At 66.9% G+C, this 16161-nt stretch carries 17 protein-coding genes; 9 read left to right on the top strand and 8 right to left on the bottom strand.

The features are described from left to right. Positions 1 to 188 precede the first annotated feature (188 nt). Positions 189 to 629 (bottom strand): spore-associated protein A, encoded by a 441-nt coding sequence (locus tag DKM19_RS33255; protein ID WP_204358353.1) that lies wholly within the window; start codon positions 627 to 629, stop codon positions 189 to 191. 393 nt (positions 630 to 1022) lie between these two features. Further along, a complete protein-coding gene (locus DKM19_RS33250) occupies positions 1023 to 1739 on the bottom strand; it encodes a hypothetical protein (RefSeq protein WP_162641963.1) in 717 nt (238 codons plus the stop codon). Between the two features lie 185 nt (positions 1740 to 1924). Here DKM19_RS33250 and DKM19_RS33245 point away from each other — a divergent pair, with 185 nt between their 5' ends. The 5 genes from DKM19_RS33245 to DKM19_RS33225 all read left to right on the top strand — a co-directional run bounded on the left by DKM19_RS33245 (position 1925) and on the right by DKM19_RS33225 (position 6795). Further along, positions 1925 to 2500: a TetR/AcrR family transcriptional regulator gene (locus DKM19_RS33245; protein ID WP_110701216.1), complete on the top strand. Its 576-nt coding sequence runs from the start codon at positions 1925 to 1927 to the stop codon at positions 2498 to 2500. Positions 2501 to 2810: 310 nt separating this feature from the next. Next, positions 2811 to 3797, top strand: coding sequence for a zinc-dependent alcohol dehydrogenase family protein (locus DKM19_RS33240; protein ID WP_110701214.1), 987 nt, complete (start codon positions 2811 to 2813; stop codon positions 3795 to 3797). Between the two features lie 107 nt (positions 3798 to 3904). After that, the gene (locus DKM19_RS33235; RefSeq protein ID WP_239513711.1) at positions 3905 to 4735 is read left to right on the top strand and encodes a helix-turn-helix transcriptional regulator; all 831 of its coding nucleotides are present in this window, start codon (positions 3905 to 3907) and stop codon (positions 4733 to 4735) included. Between the two features lie 44 nt (positions 4736 to 4779). Next, positions 4780 to 5742 (top strand): zinc-binding dehydrogenase, encoded by a 963-nt coding sequence (locus DKM19_RS33230; RefSeq protein ID WP_162641962.1) that lies wholly within the window; start codon positions 4780 to 4782, stop codon positions 5740 to 5742. Positions 5743 to 6135: 393 nt separating this feature from the next. Next, positions 6136 to 6795 (top strand): hypothetical protein, encoded by a 660-nt coding sequence (locus DKM19_RS33225; RefSeq protein WP_110701208.1) that lies wholly within the window; start codon positions 6136 to 6138, stop codon positions 6793 to 6795. Between the two features lie 177 nt (positions 6796 to 6972). Here the strand turns inward: DKM19_RS33225 and DKM19_RS33220 are convergent, their stop codons facing one another. Further along, complete coding sequence (locus tag DKM19_RS33220; RefSeq protein ID WP_110706167.1) at positions 6973 to 8292, bottom strand: epoxide hydrolase family protein; 1320 nt, start codon at positions 8290 to 8292, stop codon at positions 6973 to 6975. Positions 8293 to 8903: 611 nt separating this feature from the next. Beyond that, the gene (locus DKM19_RS33215) at positions 8904 to 9467 is read right to left on the bottom strand and encodes an ABATE domain-containing protein (protein WP_204358352.1); all 564 of its coding nucleotides are present in this window, start codon (positions 9465 to 9467) and stop codon (positions 8904 to 8906) included. Between the two features lie 110 nt (positions 9468 to 9577). Here DKM19_RS33215 and DKM19_RS33210 point away from each other — a divergent pair, with 110 nt between their 5' ends. Together DKM19_RS33210 and DKM19_RS33205 are read left to right on the top strand one after the other, a co-directional pair. After that, on the top strand, positions 9578 to 9796 hold the full coding sequence (locus DKM19_RS33210; protein ID WP_110701204.1) for a hypothetical protein: 219 nt from the start codon (positions 9578 to 9580) through the stop codon (positions 9794 to 9796). Then, entirely contained in the window at positions 9796 to 11124 is a 1329-nt protein-coding gene (locus DKM19_RS33205) for a cytochrome c biogenesis protein/redoxin (protein ID WP_110701202.1), read from the top strand. Before DKM19_RS33210 ends, DKM19_RS33205 begins: the two co-directional genes overlap by 1 nt. Positions 11125 to 11142: 18 nt before the next feature. On the opposite strand, the gene DKM19_RS33200 is transcribed toward DKM19_RS33205, so the two are convergent. Further along, positions 11143 to 11658, bottom strand: coding sequence for a hypothetical protein (locus tag DKM19_RS33200; protein WP_110701200.1), 516 nt, complete (start codon positions 11656 to 11658; stop codon positions 11143 to 11145). 430 nt (positions 11659 to 12088) lie between these two features. Between DKM19_RS33200 and DKM19_RS33195 the strand changes: the two genes are divergently transcribed. Together DKM19_RS33195 and DKM19_RS33190 are read left to right on the top strand one after the other, a co-directional pair. Further along, complete coding sequence (locus tag DKM19_RS33195; RefSeq protein ID WP_110701198.1) at positions 12089 to 12916, top strand: helix-turn-helix transcriptional regulator; 828 nt, start codon at positions 12089 to 12091, stop codon at positions 12914 to 12916. Positions 12917 to 13012: 96 nt separating this feature from the next. After that, positions 13013 to 13654: a LysE family translocator gene (locus DKM19_RS33190; RefSeq protein ID WP_110701196.1), complete on the top strand. Its 642-nt coding sequence runs from the start codon at positions 13013 to 13015 to the stop codon at positions 13652 to 13654. A gap of 135 nt (positions 13655 to 13789) precedes the next feature. Here the strand turns inward: DKM19_RS33190 and DKM19_RS33185 are convergent, their stop codons facing one another. From DKM19_RS33185 to DKM19_RS33175, 3 genes are all read right to left on the bottom strand, one after another. Continuing rightward, entirely contained in the window at positions 13790 to 14257 is a 468-nt protein-coding gene (locus DKM19_RS33185; RefSeq protein ID WP_110701194.1) for a hypothetical protein, read from the bottom strand. 236 nt (positions 14258 to 14493) lie between these two features. Continuing rightward, positions 14494 to 15597 carry a hypothetical protein gene (locus DKM19_RS33180; RefSeq protein ID WP_110701192.1) on the bottom strand — a complete coding sequence of 368 codons (1104 nt, stop codon included), beginning with the start codon at positions 15595 to 15597 and terminating at the stop codon, positions 14494 to 14496. Further along, on the bottom strand, positions 15594 to 16103 hold the full coding sequence (locus DKM19_RS33175; RefSeq protein ID WP_110701190.1) for a SigE family RNA polymerase sigma factor: 510 nt from the start codon (positions 16101 to 16103) through the stop codon (positions 15594 to 15596). The genes DKM19_RS33180 and DKM19_RS33175 overlap by 4 nt, the downstream gene beginning before the upstream one ends. Positions 16104 to 16161: the final 58 nt, after the last annotated feature.

Below are 16161 nucleotides of genomic sequence, written 5' to 3'. Positions count from 1 at the left end.
GACGATTCGGCTGCCTGTCCGGAAGGCTCGAGACACCTCGTAGTGACTAAATGAGTGACAACGGCCCTGGATGCGTCGCGGACGCTGAACCTAATGAGAGCCGGCGGGCCTGGGCGCATCCCGGGTGACACGCGCAGGAACGCCCGGCGTATCGATGCCGGGCGTTCCTGGCGACGTGATATCGGTGATCAGCCGCAGTGCGTCCAGCCGCTCTGCCAGGAGATGGCCGACGGGCCCGGGGTGCCGTACGAGCCGCCCCAGTCGACGCACTCATTCGGGGCCGTCACATAACGCGGCCCGGCGTAGAAATTGTAGTGGCCGCTGTCGCTCTGCACGGTGCCGCCGGCGGACCACTTCCTGATGTTGGCGTTGACCCAGGTGGTGTTGCCCGCGTACCCGCTGCTCTTCCAAGTGACCACGCAATTCTTGCTGCCGTTGTAGAGCAGGTAGATGGTGGCGTACGTCTTGCCGCTCCTGCTTAGCTTGTGCGAGTCGATCTGGTGGTAACCGCTGCCGCACGCAGCCGTTGGGGAGGAGGCCGCCATGGCGGGGGTGCCCATGACCGTGGATCCAGCCAGTGCGGCCGCGGTGGCCAGTGACAGTATTGCTGTTTGCTTCAGGCTTGGCATTAGAGCATCCCTATCGTGATGTAGGGGGCGAGAATATCGCAAACATCACAAGCATGATCATGTACAGCTGTTGAAGTTGTGGTGACAGGCGGGTGACGCCGGTCGGCGATAAGTTGCGGCCGATATGCGCGACTTCTTTCTGGTTCATCGGGCGCACTCGCGTGACCGGTCCCGAAACAGAACCAACATGGTTGAGGAAATTCCTTGAGAAGGACTTCGACGTTAAGAGCACTCGGCGTCGCGTTATGTATTCTGAGCCCTTTTCATCCTCGGTAACAGCTCGTGGTTTCGCATGTTGGGGTCCAGTCTCGGATGGGAGATGCTTCGGGTCAGAGCCCGGCCGTGGGGTCTGATGGCGCCGGGATGGGTGTCCGGGCTCTCACGTGTCCGGGGTCAGGACCGGACGAAGCTCCACGTGCCGTCGGCCTTGATCGTTACCAGCTTCGTGCCGTCAGGAAGCAGGACCTCACCCTTCCAGCTTCCGATCTCGTTAATCAGACCCTCGCCGCCGTTCTCGGCATAGGAGTCGACGATGAAATTGGAACTTCCCGAGTGGCGGGCCTGGACGGTCGTCAGGCCGGAACTTTGCGGGTCCAACTTGAGCACGTCATCGCCGCGCCCTGACGCCTTGGGTCCGGCCCATGCGCGAGCCATGGACAGCGGCTTGAGACGAAGAGACCAGGTTCCGTCTGCCTCGATCTTCAGCCCGCCCGCCTCGGTGCCGTTATCCACATTGAAGATGGTGGTGCCTTTGTAGTTGCCGATCTCGTTGATGATCGACGCTTGCTCGGCGCCCTGGGGGTCGATCGGGCTGACGATGAAATTGGAACTGCCGGAGTGGATGAAGCTGGCCAGCCAGATCGCGTCCTTGTCCGCCGCCTTCAGCCGGATGACCTTGGCGCCGACACCGCGATAGGACAACGGGTTCCTCTCGGTTCCGGCTTCTGGCGTGGGGGTGCCCTCGTCGACGGACTCGGGATTGGGGTCGCTGCTGGTTGAGCTGGTTTTCGGTGCGGAGGGCTCCGCCGAGAGCTTTGATGACGGACTGCAGCCCGCGACCGCCGTTCCGGCAAGGGCGAGAGTTAGGGCAATTGAGATCAATCTCCACATAGTGACTCCTGGTAATGATGTATGGGCGGAGAGTAGACGCGAGAGGAGGGTGCCCGGATGACTCCACGCCTCGTCCATTTGGGGAGGCGGCAACCTCATTCCTGCGAGTACGCGCCTCCCGGCGTCAGGGGCGGAGGTAAACCGATCTGTTTCCATTCTTCGATCGGAGACCTAGACTCTTTGGCGTGTCCACAGAAACCAAGCCCGACAAGGTCCGCGATCGGATCCTCAAGACCGCGGGCGAGCTGTTCTACTGCGAGGGAATCAACGCGACCGGTGTCGACCGGATCAGCGAGGCCGCCGGAGTGTCCAAGCGAAGCCTCTATCAGCGCTTCGCCAGTAAGGACGAGCTTGTGGTCGCCTATCTGGTCGCCGCCGGCGCCGCGTACCTGGACGGCGTCGTGCCGCCGGAGGATGACGAGAAGACTCCTCGCGACCGGATGCTCGCGGTCTTCTCCGGACTCCAGAACAAGTCCTTCGAGGCGGACTTCCGCGGTTGTCCCTGTATCAACGCGGCGGCGGAGCTGGCGGACGCGGCGCACCCGGCCCGGGTGACGGCGGTGGAGAACAAGCTGTTGCTGCAGGGGTTCTTCGCGCGTCAGGCCGCTCTTGCCGGAGCTCTCGATCCACCCGGCCTCGCCCAGCAGCTCATGATGGTCTTTGACGGTGGCATGTCCTATGCCCTCGTGCACGACACCACCATTCCCGGCAGCTGCCACGCCGCCGCCCAGGCCCTCATCGAGGCCCAGCTGCCGCGCTGAAGGCCGGCCGGCCGTCGCATCCCCTCCTGAACCTGAAGGTTCGGGAGGGTTTTTCTTGTCCTGACCCCGGTTCTCCGACCGGCCTCTCCGCGTCTCGGCGGCGGGCCGCTCGCCGGCGTCCCTCGGGTTTGTTCGAGGAAACAGATCGGTGTACGTTGGGTCGAGCAAGGAAACAGATCTGTTTCCTCATGCTTGTGAGAGGGCGTTCGCCGACGAGGTCGACGACTTCCCGGGCCACGGACCCTTCGTAAGCGGTCTCAACCGATGGGACCGGACACCTGCTTTCTGCGAGATTCGAGGAAAGACACACATGGCCATTCACGTACAGTTCGACACGCTCGGCGGCCCGGAGGTTCTCACCCTGCGCGAGGTGGAGGTGGGTGAGCCCGGGGTGGGCGAGCTGCGGATCAGAGTGGAGGCGATCGGCCTGAACCGGGCCGAGGTGATGTTCCGCAGGGGTCGCTACCTCTATCAGCCGAACCTTCCCTCCGGCCTTGGCTACGAGGCCGCGGGCGTGGTGGAGGCCGTAGGCGCGGATGCGGGGGACTTCGCCGTCGGCGACACCGTCGGCGTCGTGCCCGCCTTCGATCTGAACGACTACGGCACCTACGGTGACCACGTGCTGGTCCCGGCGGCGGCGACGGTGCACCGTCCCGCCGAGATCGATCCGGTCACCTCGGCCGCCGTGTGGATGGCGTACGTCACCTCGTACGGCGGGTTCGTCGCGGACGGCGGAGTCCGGCCGGGTGACGCGGTCCTGATCGCCGCCGCCACGGGCGGTGTGGGCCTGGCCGCCATCCAGGTCGCCAACCGCATCGGAGCCGTGTCGATCGCGACCACTCGCAGCCGAGACAAGAGGCAGCGCCTGCTGGACGCCGGTGCCGCTCACGTCATCGTCACCGACGAGGAGGACTTGGTCGAGCGGGTGAAGGAGATCACCGGCGGCCGAGGTGTCCGTACCGCGTTCGACCCGATCGGAGGCCCCGGCGCGGCCACCATCGCCGCCACCGTCGCTCCCGGCGGGGCTCTCGTCATCTACGGCATGCTGGACCCCCGGCCCGTGCCCGACCTGCGGAGCTTCCCCGAGCTGAACGTCGGCTCCTTCCTCATCACCGACGCGGCGAAGGACCCCGCGTGGCTGCGCCGCGCCGTCACATTCGTCAACGACGGCCTGACCGCGGGTGCTTTCACTCCGGTGATCGACCGCACCTTCGACCTGACCGAGATCGTCGAGGCCCACCGCCACATGGAGTCCAGCACTCAGGTGGGCAAGATCGTCGTCACGGTCCGGCACTGACACCACCGACCCGCTTGGCAGATCATCCGGCAGACGTCACGCTCGGTGCCTGTGGACAGGCCGATCGCGAGTCGGAGTCGGGGTGAATGGTCACTTATGGTGTGTTTGTGACTGCCAGTCAAGGTCGCCGCGCCCAGCTCAAAGAGTTCCTTCGTGCCAAGCGGGAGGCTCTCACCCCAGCCGACGTCGGCATGCCCGCCGGAGGGCGCCGCCGTACTCCCGGACTGCGGCGGGAGGAGGTGGCGGTGCTCGCCGGGGTGGGGGTGTCCTGGTACACCTGGTTGGAGCAGGGACGCGACATCAAGGTCTCCGACGCCGTGCTGGATGCGGTCGCCCGCGTGCTGCAGCTTGACGAGGCGGAGCGGGCGCACCTGTACGTGCTTGCCGGGCTGAATCCGCCGGACCCCGCAGGTCGGCCGGGTGCGCCGGTGAGCGTGCAACTGCGCACGGTGCTGGACGCATGGATGCCCAACCCGGCGCATGTGCTGGATCGGCACTACAACCTGGTGGCGATGAACGACGCGGCCAGGTGGGTGTTCGGCTTTGACGACGATGTCCAGAACTGCATGGTGGCGTTCTTCACCCATCCGATCTACCGCAGCAGGTTCACCGAGTGGCACGAGTTCGCCCCGGACATGGTGGCCGACTTCCGCGCCGGCGCGGCCCGATATCACGACGATCCGGTCTTTGGGCGGATCGCCGAAGAGCTCTGCAGCGCCAGTACGGAGTTCGCCGAGTTGTGGGCGCAGCCGGATGTCCGTTCCCGATTCCAGGGGATCAAGGCGATCACTCACCCCGAAGCCGGGGACCTCACCTTCGAGTACTCGCTGTTCCGGCTGCCGGATCGCGCGGACCTCAACGTGGTGCTGCACACGCCGCATCCCGACACCGACACCAAGGAGAAGGTGGAAAGCCTGGTGGCGGCACACCCAGGATGAGCTGACACTGCCTTGCCGAAAGCCGTCCCGGCACGATGGCCGGCATGAAGGCAATCACGATTCCCGAATTCGGCAGCGCGGACGTCCTCCGCCTCGACGAGGTCGAGCTCCCCGAGCCGGGGCCGGGGCAGGTCTCCATCGACGTGGCCTACGCAGGTGCCAACTTCGCCGAGATCCTCTACCGGCAGGGCGCGGTGGACGTACCGCTGCCCTTCGTGCCCGGCATCGAGGTGTCCGGCCGCATCCAGGCGCTCGGTCCCGGCGTCGAGGGGCTGCGCGTGGGTCAATCGGTCGCCGCGCTGACGATCGTCGACGGCGGCGGCTACGCAGAGGTGGTGACCACGTCCGCCGACCTGGTGGCTCCCCTCGACGGTTACGACCTGGCGCCGGGCATCGCGGCGGCGCTGCCCTCCAACAGCACCACCGCATTTGTCGTGCTCGACCGGGTGGCCCGCATCGAACCAGGGGAAGACGTGCTCGTGCACGCCGCCGCCGGAGGCGTGGGCAGCCAGCTCGGCCAGGCCGCCCGGTTGCTGGGCGCGGGCCGCGTGGTGGGCACCGTGGGCAGCCCCGCCAAGATCGAGACAGCCAAGGCGTTCGGCTACGACGAGGTCGTCCTGCGCGAGCAGGTGGCCGAGGCCGGTCGGTTCGACATCGTGGTGGACATGGTCGGTGGTACGGCACGACGGAGCAGCCTGGACCTGCTCGCCCCGATGGGCCGGATGGTGGTGATGGGCAACGCCTCCGGCGCCGAGGACGTCGGGATCTCGGCCAACGAGCTGTGGTTCACCAACAAGACGGTCTCCGGGTTCAACCTGGCCGCGTTCTCCGCCGCCTTCCCCGCGGAGGCGGGTCGGGCGCTGCGCCGGGCTGTGGCCGCGGCCGCGAGCGGGGAGCTTCAGGTGCGGGTCGAGTCGCTGCGGCTGGAGCAGGCCGCGCAGGCACACCGCCGCATCGAGTCCGGCCGTACCACCGGCAAGCTCGTGCTCGAAGTCGAACGAGTCTGAGTTCCCCGGACCAATCGATCCTTGGGGTGGTCACCCCGGCCAGGGGCCGACCCAGGTGATGCTGGAGAGCAGCCCATCGGCCCGGCAGTCCTTGATACGCGCGGTGATTAGTTTGGTTTCTTAATTATCCGGATTGACGCAGAGCGCCGCCTGTCATTCGAGTTTTCCGAATCGCGATTTCGAATATTTCTCGGTGAGGAGAGCGAGCACAACAGTGGTCTTTTTTAGGTCGCGATATTATGAAGTCGAGGAAATTAACGCCGGGTGCCGCTCGTCGAATTCATGCGGACCGGCGCGGTTCTTGCGATATGCCCGCTGCCCGCAGTGGTCGGCGTGTTGTCGCTGAGCTGAATTCGCATCCGGAGATCAGCCGTTACCCTTTACACTGGGGCCATGTCAGCCCTTCCGGTACACGACGCGGTGCTCCTGCCCGGCGCGGACGTCAATGCGCGTTCGGTACGGCTGAGCGAATGGTGCGCCGAGTCGGCCCCGACCGAATTCATCCTGCGGGCCGGCCGGCTGTATCCGCATATCTCGCTGTACATGGCGAATTTCGCGTCGGCGCAGCTGGGGGCAGTGCTGGAAGAGCTGGGGCGGGTCGGCGAGCGGACCTTCGAGATACCGCTCGAAGCCGACCATTTCGCCGGAAACGATCAAGGTATGTTCGAGCTGTTCTACCGCAGGACCGAAGCGGTCACGCGGCTCCAGGAGGACGTCATCGCCGGGCTCGACCCGCTGCGCGTCGGGCTGCGCGAGCATGACCCGGTCGGTCGCGTGCTGGCCGCCCACCGCCTCGTCGCGCCCCCCGTCGCCCGCGCCAACCTCGACCGGCACGGCTACGACGAGATCGGTGAGCTGTTCCGGCCGCACATCACCATGGCCCGGTTCCAGCAGCGCGATCGGCAGGTCCCATCCGATCTGCTCCCCCCGGTGGAGTCGTTCGACGAGGTCTACCGCACCCTCGCCCTGTGCGTGATGGGTGAGCACGGCACCTGCGTCGAGGTCGTCGAAAGCTTCGAGCTGGCCCCACCGGTCCGGGACCGGCAGCCCTGACCGGATGGGGGCGAGTCGCCCGTGACGGCTGGCGATGAAGTTCCGCGTCCTGGTTGCGGCCGAATTCCGCCACCTGTTTGCTGGGGCGAACGTGGGTAGTTCGATCCTGGATACTAGACGCCGTTCCGGCGGACTCCACCTCCGAAGAAACTCGACTCGCCGCCCCACGGAATGGCGTCAGCGCAGTGATCTGAACGCTGCGCGGATCTCGGTGCTGAAGAGCTCGGGCTCCTCCCACGCCGCGAAGTGACCGCCCTTGGCGACCTCGTTGAAATAGATCAGCCGGTGGTAGCTGCGCTCGGCCCAGCTGCGGGGCGCGCGGTAGATCTCCCCGGGAAAGACCGTGATGGCCGCGGGAATGGAGATGTCCACGGCATTGAAATTGTTCTCGTTGTTCTCCGCGTACAACTGCGCCGACGAGACCGCGCTGTTGGTCAGCCAGTACAGCGAGATGTCATCGAGCATCTCGTCCCGGGTCAGTGAGCGCTCGGGATCGCCGCCGCTGTAGGTCCACTCGGCGAACTTGTCGTACATCCACGCGGCCAGACCGGCCGGTGAGTCGGTCAGGCCGTAGCCCACGGTCTGCGGCCGGGTCACCATCATGACCGCGTAACCGCTGTTCTTCTTGTAGAGGGCATCCAGCGAGGCGAACGCGGCCTTTTCCGCGGCAGACAGCCCGGCCGGGGCCGGGTCGCCGTTGTTGAGGAGCCTGGCGATGTCCGGCGGCACGGTGGCGGGCATGTTGACGTGGATGGCGAGCAGTCCGGGAAAGGCCCGGTGCGCCATCTTGTCGGAGATCACCGCGCCCCAGTCGCCGCCCTGGGACACGTAGCGGTCATATCCCAGGCGTTTCATCAGCACGTCCCAGGCCAGTCCGATGCGGTCGGCGTTCCAGCCCGGGGCCTGGGGTTTGCCCGAAAAACCGTAGCCGGGCATGGTGGGCAGCACCAGGTGGAAGGCGTCCTCGGCTTGTCCGCCGTGCCGGGTGGGGTCGGTGAGCGGGCCGATGACCTTCAGGAGTTCCAGGACCGAGCCCGGCCAGCCGTGGGTCATGATCAGGGGTAGGGCGTTGGGGTGCCGGGAGCGGATGTGGGCGAACTGGATGTCGAGTCCGTCGATCGCCGTGACGAACTGGGGCAGGGCGTTCAGTTTGGCCTCTGCTTTTCTCCAGTCGTAGCCCGTTCCCCAGTAGCGCACCAGGTTCTGTAGTTTGACCAGCTGGACGCCCTGGGAGCGATCGGTGACGGTTTCCCGGGCGGGCCAGCGCGTCGCCGCGATGCGCCGGCGGAGATCGACGAGGTCTTTTTCCGGAATGGCGATGCGGAAGGGACGGATCGCGGTGTCGGTGGCCGTACCGGCCGACGGCGATGGGTTGACCGCGGTCGCGGCGGCCGACTGCTCGGAGAGCAGGTTGTAAGCACTCGAGCCTGCCGCGGTGGCGAGCAGCGCGGTGGCGAGAAAGCTGCGCCGCGTGTGCGTGGCCGGTGTTTCGGACATGATCATTCTCCTTGGTGGAAAAGCTGGCGCGGCCGTAGGCGTGTTCGTCCTTTCTGTCGTTTCGATTGGGTGATTGACCGTCCCTGCCGACGACCTTCTTTCGAATGTCGGGCAGAACGTCAGGGCATCTTCGGCAGGGCGCACGAACACCGGAGGATGCGGAGGGCTCACGCCGCGGCGGGCACCTTGGGCAACCGTGTGCGGGGACGACCCCGAGAACGTGGAAAAGGGCCGAATCACGTCGTTCGGTACTCCGAGCGGTACGCGCATGGCCGGATTCGCCGAAGCCGCCAGTCTGTGCCGGAGCCATCGGCGTACGCGCCGGTTGGGCGCTCCCCGTCGGAAACGAGCGTCATTAAACCCGGTCCGAGTTGTGCGTGCACGTGTAGGCGGCCATGCGGGCCACCCTTCCGAGCGGCACGGTGGCTGTATTTGGACAAATACTCCATTCGGTTGTTATGCGTCAACCGCCGCCGACCGCGCATGCCCTTACCGGGAGGGAAGCTTGCCCTGGACATGCCTCCCGGCACGATTTCCGCCCTGGAACGGGTATCCGCCAGGGATGTCAAAGACTGGCGATCATGCCCGGTGGGTGATGGCGTCGGCATCTTCTAGTTCGTGGTGTCCGACCGCGGTTGGTCCCCTCTCTTGCGAGCGCGGTAGGCCGCCGCTTTCATCTTGTTGCCGCACGGATCCATGCCGCACCACTCCCGGCGCGTTCCCCGCGAACGATCGACGTAGATCCGCGTGCACTCGGGATTCGCGCACTCCTTGAGCAGGGGCACCTCCGGCCCGCTGAGGATCTCGATGGCGTGCCGCGCCACGGACGACAGCGCCTGCGCCGGGGTGGCCTCGGTCCGGCGCCCCGTGAGAGTGAGCTGCGGGATCGCGGGGGGTGTGCGGGCGGCGCGGTTCACGAGCGAGAGCGCGCCCTCGTCATAAAGCTCGTCCGTCACTTTGGCGATGACGAGCGAGTAAATCGCCTCCCGGACGGCCACCGCCTCCTCGACATCGGACGGCCGGCAGTTGATGTCCCCGTCGACGACCCCGGACTCGCGGAACCACGAGTCGAGGCTCTCCGGCGACGTGAACATCTCGAAGGGCACGCCGCGTCGCGAACGCAGCGTCGCGGCGAAGTCGAGCGCCGGATCGCCGCTCAGGAAGACGTGTTTCACGTCACCATCTTGACAGGTGACGCATTGATAAGCAACGATCGTCACCAGTTGAACCGGTGACGCATCAGTGCGTGAGTCTCACCCGGGTCGCGAGAGAAAGGGCACGGATCATGACGGATCCCGTTCAGGCATGGAACGAGGCGACGGGCCACGTAGGCGGCACGGTCATCGTGCTCGCGGGCGGCAAGCGCGATGCGCTCAACGGTGTGACCCACCGTACGGTTGCCGCCCCGGTTGAGCGGTTGCGGCTCGGCGCCGGCCTTCCGGCGATCGCTCGCCGGGTGGACGGCGCCCGCGAGCCGGTCGGACCGGGGAGCGCTGCAGCCTGATGGATCCGACCCTTGCCCTGCTGGGCCTGCTCGGAGGGCTGATCACGGGAATCTCACCGTGCATATTGCCGGTGCTCCCCGTCCTCTTCCTCTCGGGCGGCGCGCAGGGAGCGCGGCTCTCTCCTGCCGGCAACCCGTCGAGGGCCGGCGACACTCGCCGGCCGTACCTCGTGGTGGCCGGCCTGGTGCTGAGCTTCAGCGTCTTCACCCTGCTCGGCACGCTGGTGCTGTCCTCGCTCCCGATTCCGGAGACGGTGATCCGGTGGGCGGGCATCATCGCACTGGTGCTGCTCGGCATCGGGATGATCTCTCCCCGATTCGAGTCGATCCTGGAGAAGCCGTTCTCGTGGATCCCCCAGCGAAAGGTCGGTACCGGCCGGAGCGGGTTCGTGCTCGGGCTCGTGCTGGGCGCCGTGTACGTGCCGTGCGCCGGACCGGTGCTCGCGGCCATCACCATCGCCGGTGCGACAGGGACCATCGGCATCGGCACCGTGGTCCTGACCGTCTCGTTCGCGATCGGCACCGCCATTCCACTCCTGGCCTTCGCCCTCGCCGGTCGTGCGATCGCCGAGCGAGCGGCGGCGTTCCGCCGCCGTCAGCGACGGGTGCGTGTGGGCGCGGGAATCGCGGTGATCGCTCTGGCCGCCGGGTTGACGTTCAATCTCACCGATGTCGTGCAGCGCGCCATTCCGAACTACACCTCGGCCCTCAGCGAGGGCATCGAGCGAGCGGTGCCGTCGCCGGTCGTCGCCCCGGGAGGCGCTCCGGTCAGTCAGGAATTGAGTTCGTGCGTGCGGGGAGCCTGGGACGGGCACACCGACACGCTCCAGGACTGCGGGACCGCCCCACGGCTCACCGGCATCCGGCGATGGCTCAACACACCCGGCAACAGCGATCTCGACCTGCAGTCGTTGCGGGGCAAAGTCGTGCTCGTCGACTTCTGGGCCTTCTCCTGCATCAACTGCCAGAGAACCATCGAGCACATCACGACCTGGTACGACACCTATCACGCGGCCGGGTTCGAGGTCATCGGGGTCCACACGCCCGAGTACACGTTCGAGCGCGACACCGGCAACGTGATCGATGGAGCCAGACGGCTCAACATCGACTACCCGGTGGCGCTCGACAACGACTATTCGACCTGGAACGACTACGGCGTCTCGGCGTGGCCCACCAGCTTCCTCATCGACGCCACGGGCACCGTCCGCCAGGTCTCGATCGGTGAGGGCGGCTACGACGAGACCGAACAGCTCATCCGCACGCTGCTCGACGAACCGGCTGCCACCACCTCGCCGAGCCCGAAACAGGTCCCATGGGCCGTACGCTGATGGCGATCACGACGACCCTCACGGCGAAGCCGGCCCTCTGACGGCCAGGTCCGGATGGCGCGCGACCAAGCCCTCGGCGCATCCGGGACAGGAGATTCTCGCGGTCGGGTCGAAGGAAACGGGCCAGGTCGGCGAGTGGACCGGCCGCACGATCAGCCCACACACCGACTCGGTGAGAGACTGCCGGCCTCTGGAGACCGGTACGGCGTGCCTCGTCCCGCGCATCACCCGGAACTCGGCCGGATAGGCCTCGAACCCAACCGTGTAGACGCCCGGCCCGTGCGCCAGGGGAGCAGGGCCCGGACCGGTGACCACGTAGAGGTCGTCCACGTGGAACGACCACTTCCGCTGGTCCGGGTAGCCGCGGACCATGTCGAACATCTCGGTCAGCGCGTAGGTGGAACTTCCCCGTGGGACGAGCCGGACGACGTATCCCGGCTTGCCGATGAGGTCATGGATCGCGCGGGTCGAGGCGTGGCTGTGGAGCAGCGTGTCGACGATCACGCTGCAGCCGACCGAGACGCGGCCGGTCATGGGGCCGCCTCTTCCTCCGCCGGTCTGTCCTCGAACGGAGAGGCATCTGCGTGGTTGATGATCACTTTCATCCTCAGCCGAGTCAGGTCGGGATCAACGAGGAAGTGGTCACGTCCGGCGGGTTCACCTTGGTGCGTGGCCCGCCGACTGTCGTCTTCGAATTGGAGCACACAACCGAGGACCGTAGGGCTCGATCGGTGTGATCTTGGGCTGGTGCACAGCCGGGCCCGATCGGATCAGGGCTCGTGCCCCATGCGGTACGTCCGCCGCCCGCAGGCCGGGCGCATCGCCCCGCGGATCGGCCGGGGTGACTCGCGGTCGAGGGGCACCGGGCGGGGAAGCCGATCCGGCCGGGTTTACCGACGGCGAAGACCACTCCTGGGAGTATCACAGCCACCCTGACCATCAGTTCGTGAAATACCGTGACGAAATGGACGGCAATAAGCTTCTGGGGGAGTTCTTACGCGCTCGACGCCAGCTCACCAGGCCGGAACAGGTGGGGTTGCTGGAGGTGGGTTCTCGCCGGACGCCGGGGCTGCGCCGGGAAGAGGTGGCGACGCTGGCCGGCGTCAGCACCGACTACTACGTCCGTCTGGAACAGGGGCGTGAACGACGTCCGTCCGAACAGGTGCTCGACGCCCTCGCGCGGGTCCTCGAGCTCGACCCCGAGGCCACCGCGTACCTTCACGAGCTCGCACGCCCCCGGGCGCGCGAGCACAGGCCCGGCGACCGGGTCGACCAGGTCAGTCCGTACGTGTTGCGGCTCATCGAGAGCTGGGACTACGCGCTGGCGATCGTGGTGAACCGCCGGTGGGATGTACTGGCCAGAAACGCGATGGCCATCGCCTTCTTCGAGGGGATGGAGTACAGCGACAACCTGATCCGGCTGGCCTTCCTCAACCCCGCGGCACGCGAGCTCTACCGGGACTGGGAACATGACGCCTGGTCCAAGGTGGCCCACCTGCGCGCCGTTACGGGAGGGGACTGCGAAGACCGGTCTCTGTTCGATCTGATCGAGGAACTCTCCCTCGGAAGCGAGGACTTCCGCCGGATGTGGGCTCGCCACGACGTACGGGTCAGGAGTTACGAGTCCAAACGTTTCCGTCACCGCGAGGTCGGTGACCTGACACTTTGGCAGGAGACGTTCTCCATCAACGGCACCTACGGCCAGCAGATCATCATCGCCCAGGCCGAGCCCGGAAGCCCGTCCGAACGCGGCATGGCCCAGTTGGGCAGTCTCGCCGGCGTGACGTCGTAGCGGGCTTCCGCTCGTTTTCGTGTCACCGTCCGCAGGAGAGCATTCGGGAGGAGCCGGGCATCAGGCGCCGTACTCGCAGGCCTATGCTCATCCCTCGTGACCATCACCGCCGCACTGTGGTCGTTCGCCCTGGTCGTAGGGCTCCTCACCCTCACCCCCGGTCTTGACACCGCGCTCATCCTGCGCACCGCCGCCCTCGGCCGACGCCGCCGGGCCTGGGGAGTCGTCCTGGGAATCCAGACCGGCACCCTTCTGTGGGGCACCCTCACCTCTCTCGGCGTCACCGTACTGCTGACCGCGTCCCACCTCGCCTACGAGACCCTGCGCTGGGCGGGAGCCGCCTACCTCCTGTGGATGGGAGCTCGGATGCTGTGGGACACCTGGCACCGCGCACCCGGCGGCGACGGGCCCACCACCGCCCAGCTCCTCTCCGACAGGAACGGCCTGTACGGCGGTTGGCGCCAGGGAACGCTCACCAATCTTCTCAACCCCAAGGTGGGCGTCTTCTACGTCGCGGTCCTGCCCCAGTTCATCCCGCCGACCGCACCGCACTTCGCTACCGGTGTCCTGCTGACCTGCGTCCACATCGTGCTGGGCCTCGTCTGGTCGACCGTGCTGATCGCCTTCGCACAGGCGCTGCGCGGCTGGCTCCAGCGCCCTTCCGCACAGAACCTGCTGGACCGGATCACCGGAACCGTCATCGCCGGCTTCGGACTGCGGCTGGCCATCGGCGACTGACTCCACCTGCCACGCATGAGCCAGAACCCCGTCGCGGTCGCGCGGGCACCCGTCGGAGACCGAGCGGGCGGGTGCCGGCGGGCGGCCCGACGACGGGTAGCCGGCGGGCGGCCCGCGCGACGGGTATGGACCGGCTCAGCCGCCCTGGGACCAGACGCCGTCCCAGCTGGAGCACTTGCCGGTGATCTTGGCCGATGTGCCCCGGCAGACCCTGGCCTGGGAGGACAGCATGTGTCCGGCGTTCACCTGGAAGGGGAGAGCCTTCGACCGCGAGCAGTTCTTGAAGGTCGCGGTGCGATATCTGCCCTTGTCCGTAAGCCACTTGATCTTCAGCCATGAGCACGTGTGCGCGCCCGCGCCGTCGTAGAGGCTGCCGGAGATCCGCAGGCCGGAGCCGGTGCTCCGGATGACGCCGCCGGCCCGGCCCTTCCTGTCGGAGGAGGTGGTCGGTCCCCAGTGCCAGGTTTCGGCCGTGGGTGCCGCGGCCGTCGTGGTGGACACTCCCGATGCGGTTACGGCGGCGGACGCCGTCGCGGTGGCCGTCAGGCCAAGCCCCAGAGCGGCGGCGGTGAGTCCGAGCAGAAAACGAAGATCGACCCGCATGAAGTTCTCTCCCGGAGGCGGTGGGATTACCTGTCCACCTCAAGAAATAGGCCAACGGGCTTGCAGTCGGCTTGATATTTCCTTGTACGGGGCTACTTGCCGGGATCATCCCTCAGAGAACGCACAATCACGGGCAGGGGCGTCAAAAGCCCGATCGCGACCCCGTTCGAGCCACTCCGGTGAATCGCCCCGGGTCCGGGGAACAATCGGTCCCCACGGAACCCGGGACGATCCGTTCACCAGCTGTAGCCGACTCCGGGCAGGGTCAGGCTCTGGCCGAACTGGGCGACGGAGTAGTCGGCCCAGCGCCGGGCCCGCCCGGTGTTGACGTCGACCACGTAGGAGGATCTGAGTCCCTTGCCACTGACGACGATCGTGACCTCGGATCGGCTCAGCCAGGTGGCGGTGCCGTCGACCGAGCCGTCCTTCGGCAGGCCTCGAATGGGCACCTTCCGCAGGGTCCGCCCGGTCTTGGCGTCCAGCAGGGTGAGCACGCGTTTCCTGACCTCTGGGAAATCGACGGCGACCACCGTACGGCCGTCCGGAGACAGCTCGCTGAACATGATGAACACACCGTCGAAGCGCACCGGCTTGCCTCCGCCCGTGACCGGCATCAGCCACAGGTCGGTCTTGCGGTACCGGATCAGTTCGGCGGCGCCGTTCTTGATGCTGGTCACCTCGTACTTGCCCGGTATCGACACCGTCTTGCCGGTACGCATGTCGATCAGCAGGCCGGGATCCTTGCTCCCCTCGCGCGGGTCGAAGGCCACGTATCGGCCGTCCTCGGAGACCGCGAGCATGGAGCCTGGGCCGATCCGGTCCTCCTTCACCGTGACGGGGGAGGTCACCTTGACGCCGCTCACCAGGTCGCGGACCACGTGTGCCTGGGCATCGTGGCTGTAATAGGCGAGCATGCGCCCGTCCCGGCTGATCGCGACGGGCGTCCGCAGGGCCTTGCGGGACGAGACGAGCGCCTGCGGCACCCTGTACGTCCTGCCGCTCCGGGTGGCCACCCGCCACTCCACGGCACTGCAGTCGACGTCACGCGTCGCCTCGTTGACCGTGCAGTTCGTCTGGTAGGCATGATTGATCGCCCCCACTCTGCCGTCGGGCAGGTCGGGCACCGTGTCCACACGCTGCGGTGTGGCCATGTGGTCGCCACGGGGCCAGACCACCACCGCGCCCGCCGTCGTCGCCACCAGCGCCGCGACCGTCGCGACGGTGGACACCGCCAGCATGGTGCGCCGCCTGCGCCGGTGGATCGCGATGGCCGCGTCGGCCAGGTTCACCAGCGGGGCCTCCTCCGCGAGGTCCTTCAGCGTGTTGCGCAGCCTTGTCATCGGGCCACCTCCTCGACGTGCAGTTCCGACAACTCGGGCGCGAGCGCACGCAGGCGGGCCAGCGCGTGATGGGTCTGGCTCTTGACGTTGCCGATCGAGCAGCCGAGCGCATCGGCCGTCTGCGCCTCGGTGAGGTCCTCCCAGAAGCGCAGCACGATCACGGCTCGCTGCTTGCGGGTCAGCTTGGCCAGCGCCTGGTGGAGGACGATCCGGTCGAGCGTGGCCTCCTCGTAGGATGAGCCCCGCTCGGGCGGATTGGCGCTCGGTGACTCTGGATGGGGGCGGCGCCTCCAGGAGATGTACTGGTTGACCAGCGCCTTACGCGTGTACGCCTCGGGATTGCCCCCGTCCCTGGACAGTTTGGGCCAGTGCCCGACGACCCTGGCCAGCACGCTTTGAAGCAGGTCCTCGGCGAGATGTGCGTCTCCCACGAGGAGGTACGCGGTCCGCATCAGAGCTTGCTGGCGGGCCAGCACGAACTCGCGGAAGCCGTCGTGACGATTCAATGTGCTCTCCTCTCACCGGTACCCAACGCGACCCGCCGGGCGAAAGGTTGCACATCTG

Source organism: Streptosporangium sp. 'caverna', from assembly GCF_003203775.1.
Taxonomy (GTDB): domain Bacteria; phylum Actinomycetota; class Actinomycetes; order Streptosporangiales; family Streptosporangiaceae; genus Streptosporangium; species Streptosporangium subroseum.
This window is presented reverse-complemented; position numbering and strand designations above follow the sequence as displayed.

What these genes read in the sequence shown, in the direction of transcription:
- DKM19_RS33255 (WP_204358353.1), bottom strand. Translation starts at nt 629, where the DNA reads ATGCCAAGCCTGAAGCAAACAGCAATACTGTCACTGGCCACCGCGGCC.
- DKM19_RS33250 (WP_162641963.1), bottom strand. Translation starts at nt 1,739, where the DNA reads ATGTGGAGATTGATCTCAATTGCCCTAACTCTCGCCCTTGCCGGAACG.
- DKM19_RS33240 (WP_110701214.1), top strand. Translation starts at nt 2,811, where the DNA reads ATGGCCATTCACGTACAGTTCGACACGCTCGGCGGCCCGGAGGTTCTC.
- DKM19_RS33230 (WP_162641962.1), top strand. Translation starts at nt 4,780, where the DNA reads ATGAAGGCAATCACGATTCCCGAATTCGGCAGCGCGGACGTCCTCCGC.
- DKM19_RS33225 (WP_110701208.1), top strand. Translation starts at nt 6,136, where the DNA reads ATGTCAGCCCTTCCGGTACACGACGCGGTGCTCCTGCCCGGCGCGGAC.
- DKM19_RS33220 (WP_110706167.1), bottom strand. Translation starts at nt 8,292, where the DNA reads ATGTCCGAAACACCGGCCACGCACACGCGGCGCAGCTTTCTCGCCACC.
- DKM19_RS33210 (WP_110701204.1), top strand. Translation starts at nt 9,578, where the DNA reads ATGACGGATCCCGTTCAGGCATGGAACGAGGCGACGGGCCACGTAGGC.
- DKM19_RS33205 (WP_110701202.1), top strand. Translation starts at nt 9,796, where the DNA reads ATGGATCCGACCCTTGCCCTGCTGGGCCTGCTCGGAGGGCTGATCACG.
- DKM19_RS33200 (WP_110701200.1), bottom strand. Translation starts at nt 11,658, where the DNA reads ATGACCGGCCGCGTCTCGGTCGGCTGCAGCGTGATCGTCGACACGCTG.
- DKM19_RS33195 (WP_110701198.1), top strand. Translation starts at nt 12,089, where the DNA reads ATGGACGGCAATAAGCTTCTGGGGGAGTTCTTACGCGCTCGACGCCAG.
- DKM19_RS33185 (WP_110701194.1), bottom strand. Translation starts at nt 14,257, where the DNA reads ATGCGGGTCGATCTTCGTTTTCTGCTCGGACTCACCGCCGCCGCTCTG.
- DKM19_RS33180 (WP_110701192.1), bottom strand. Translation starts at nt 15,597, where the DNA reads ATGACAAGGCTGCGCAACACGCTGAAGGACCTCGCGGAGGAGGCCCCG.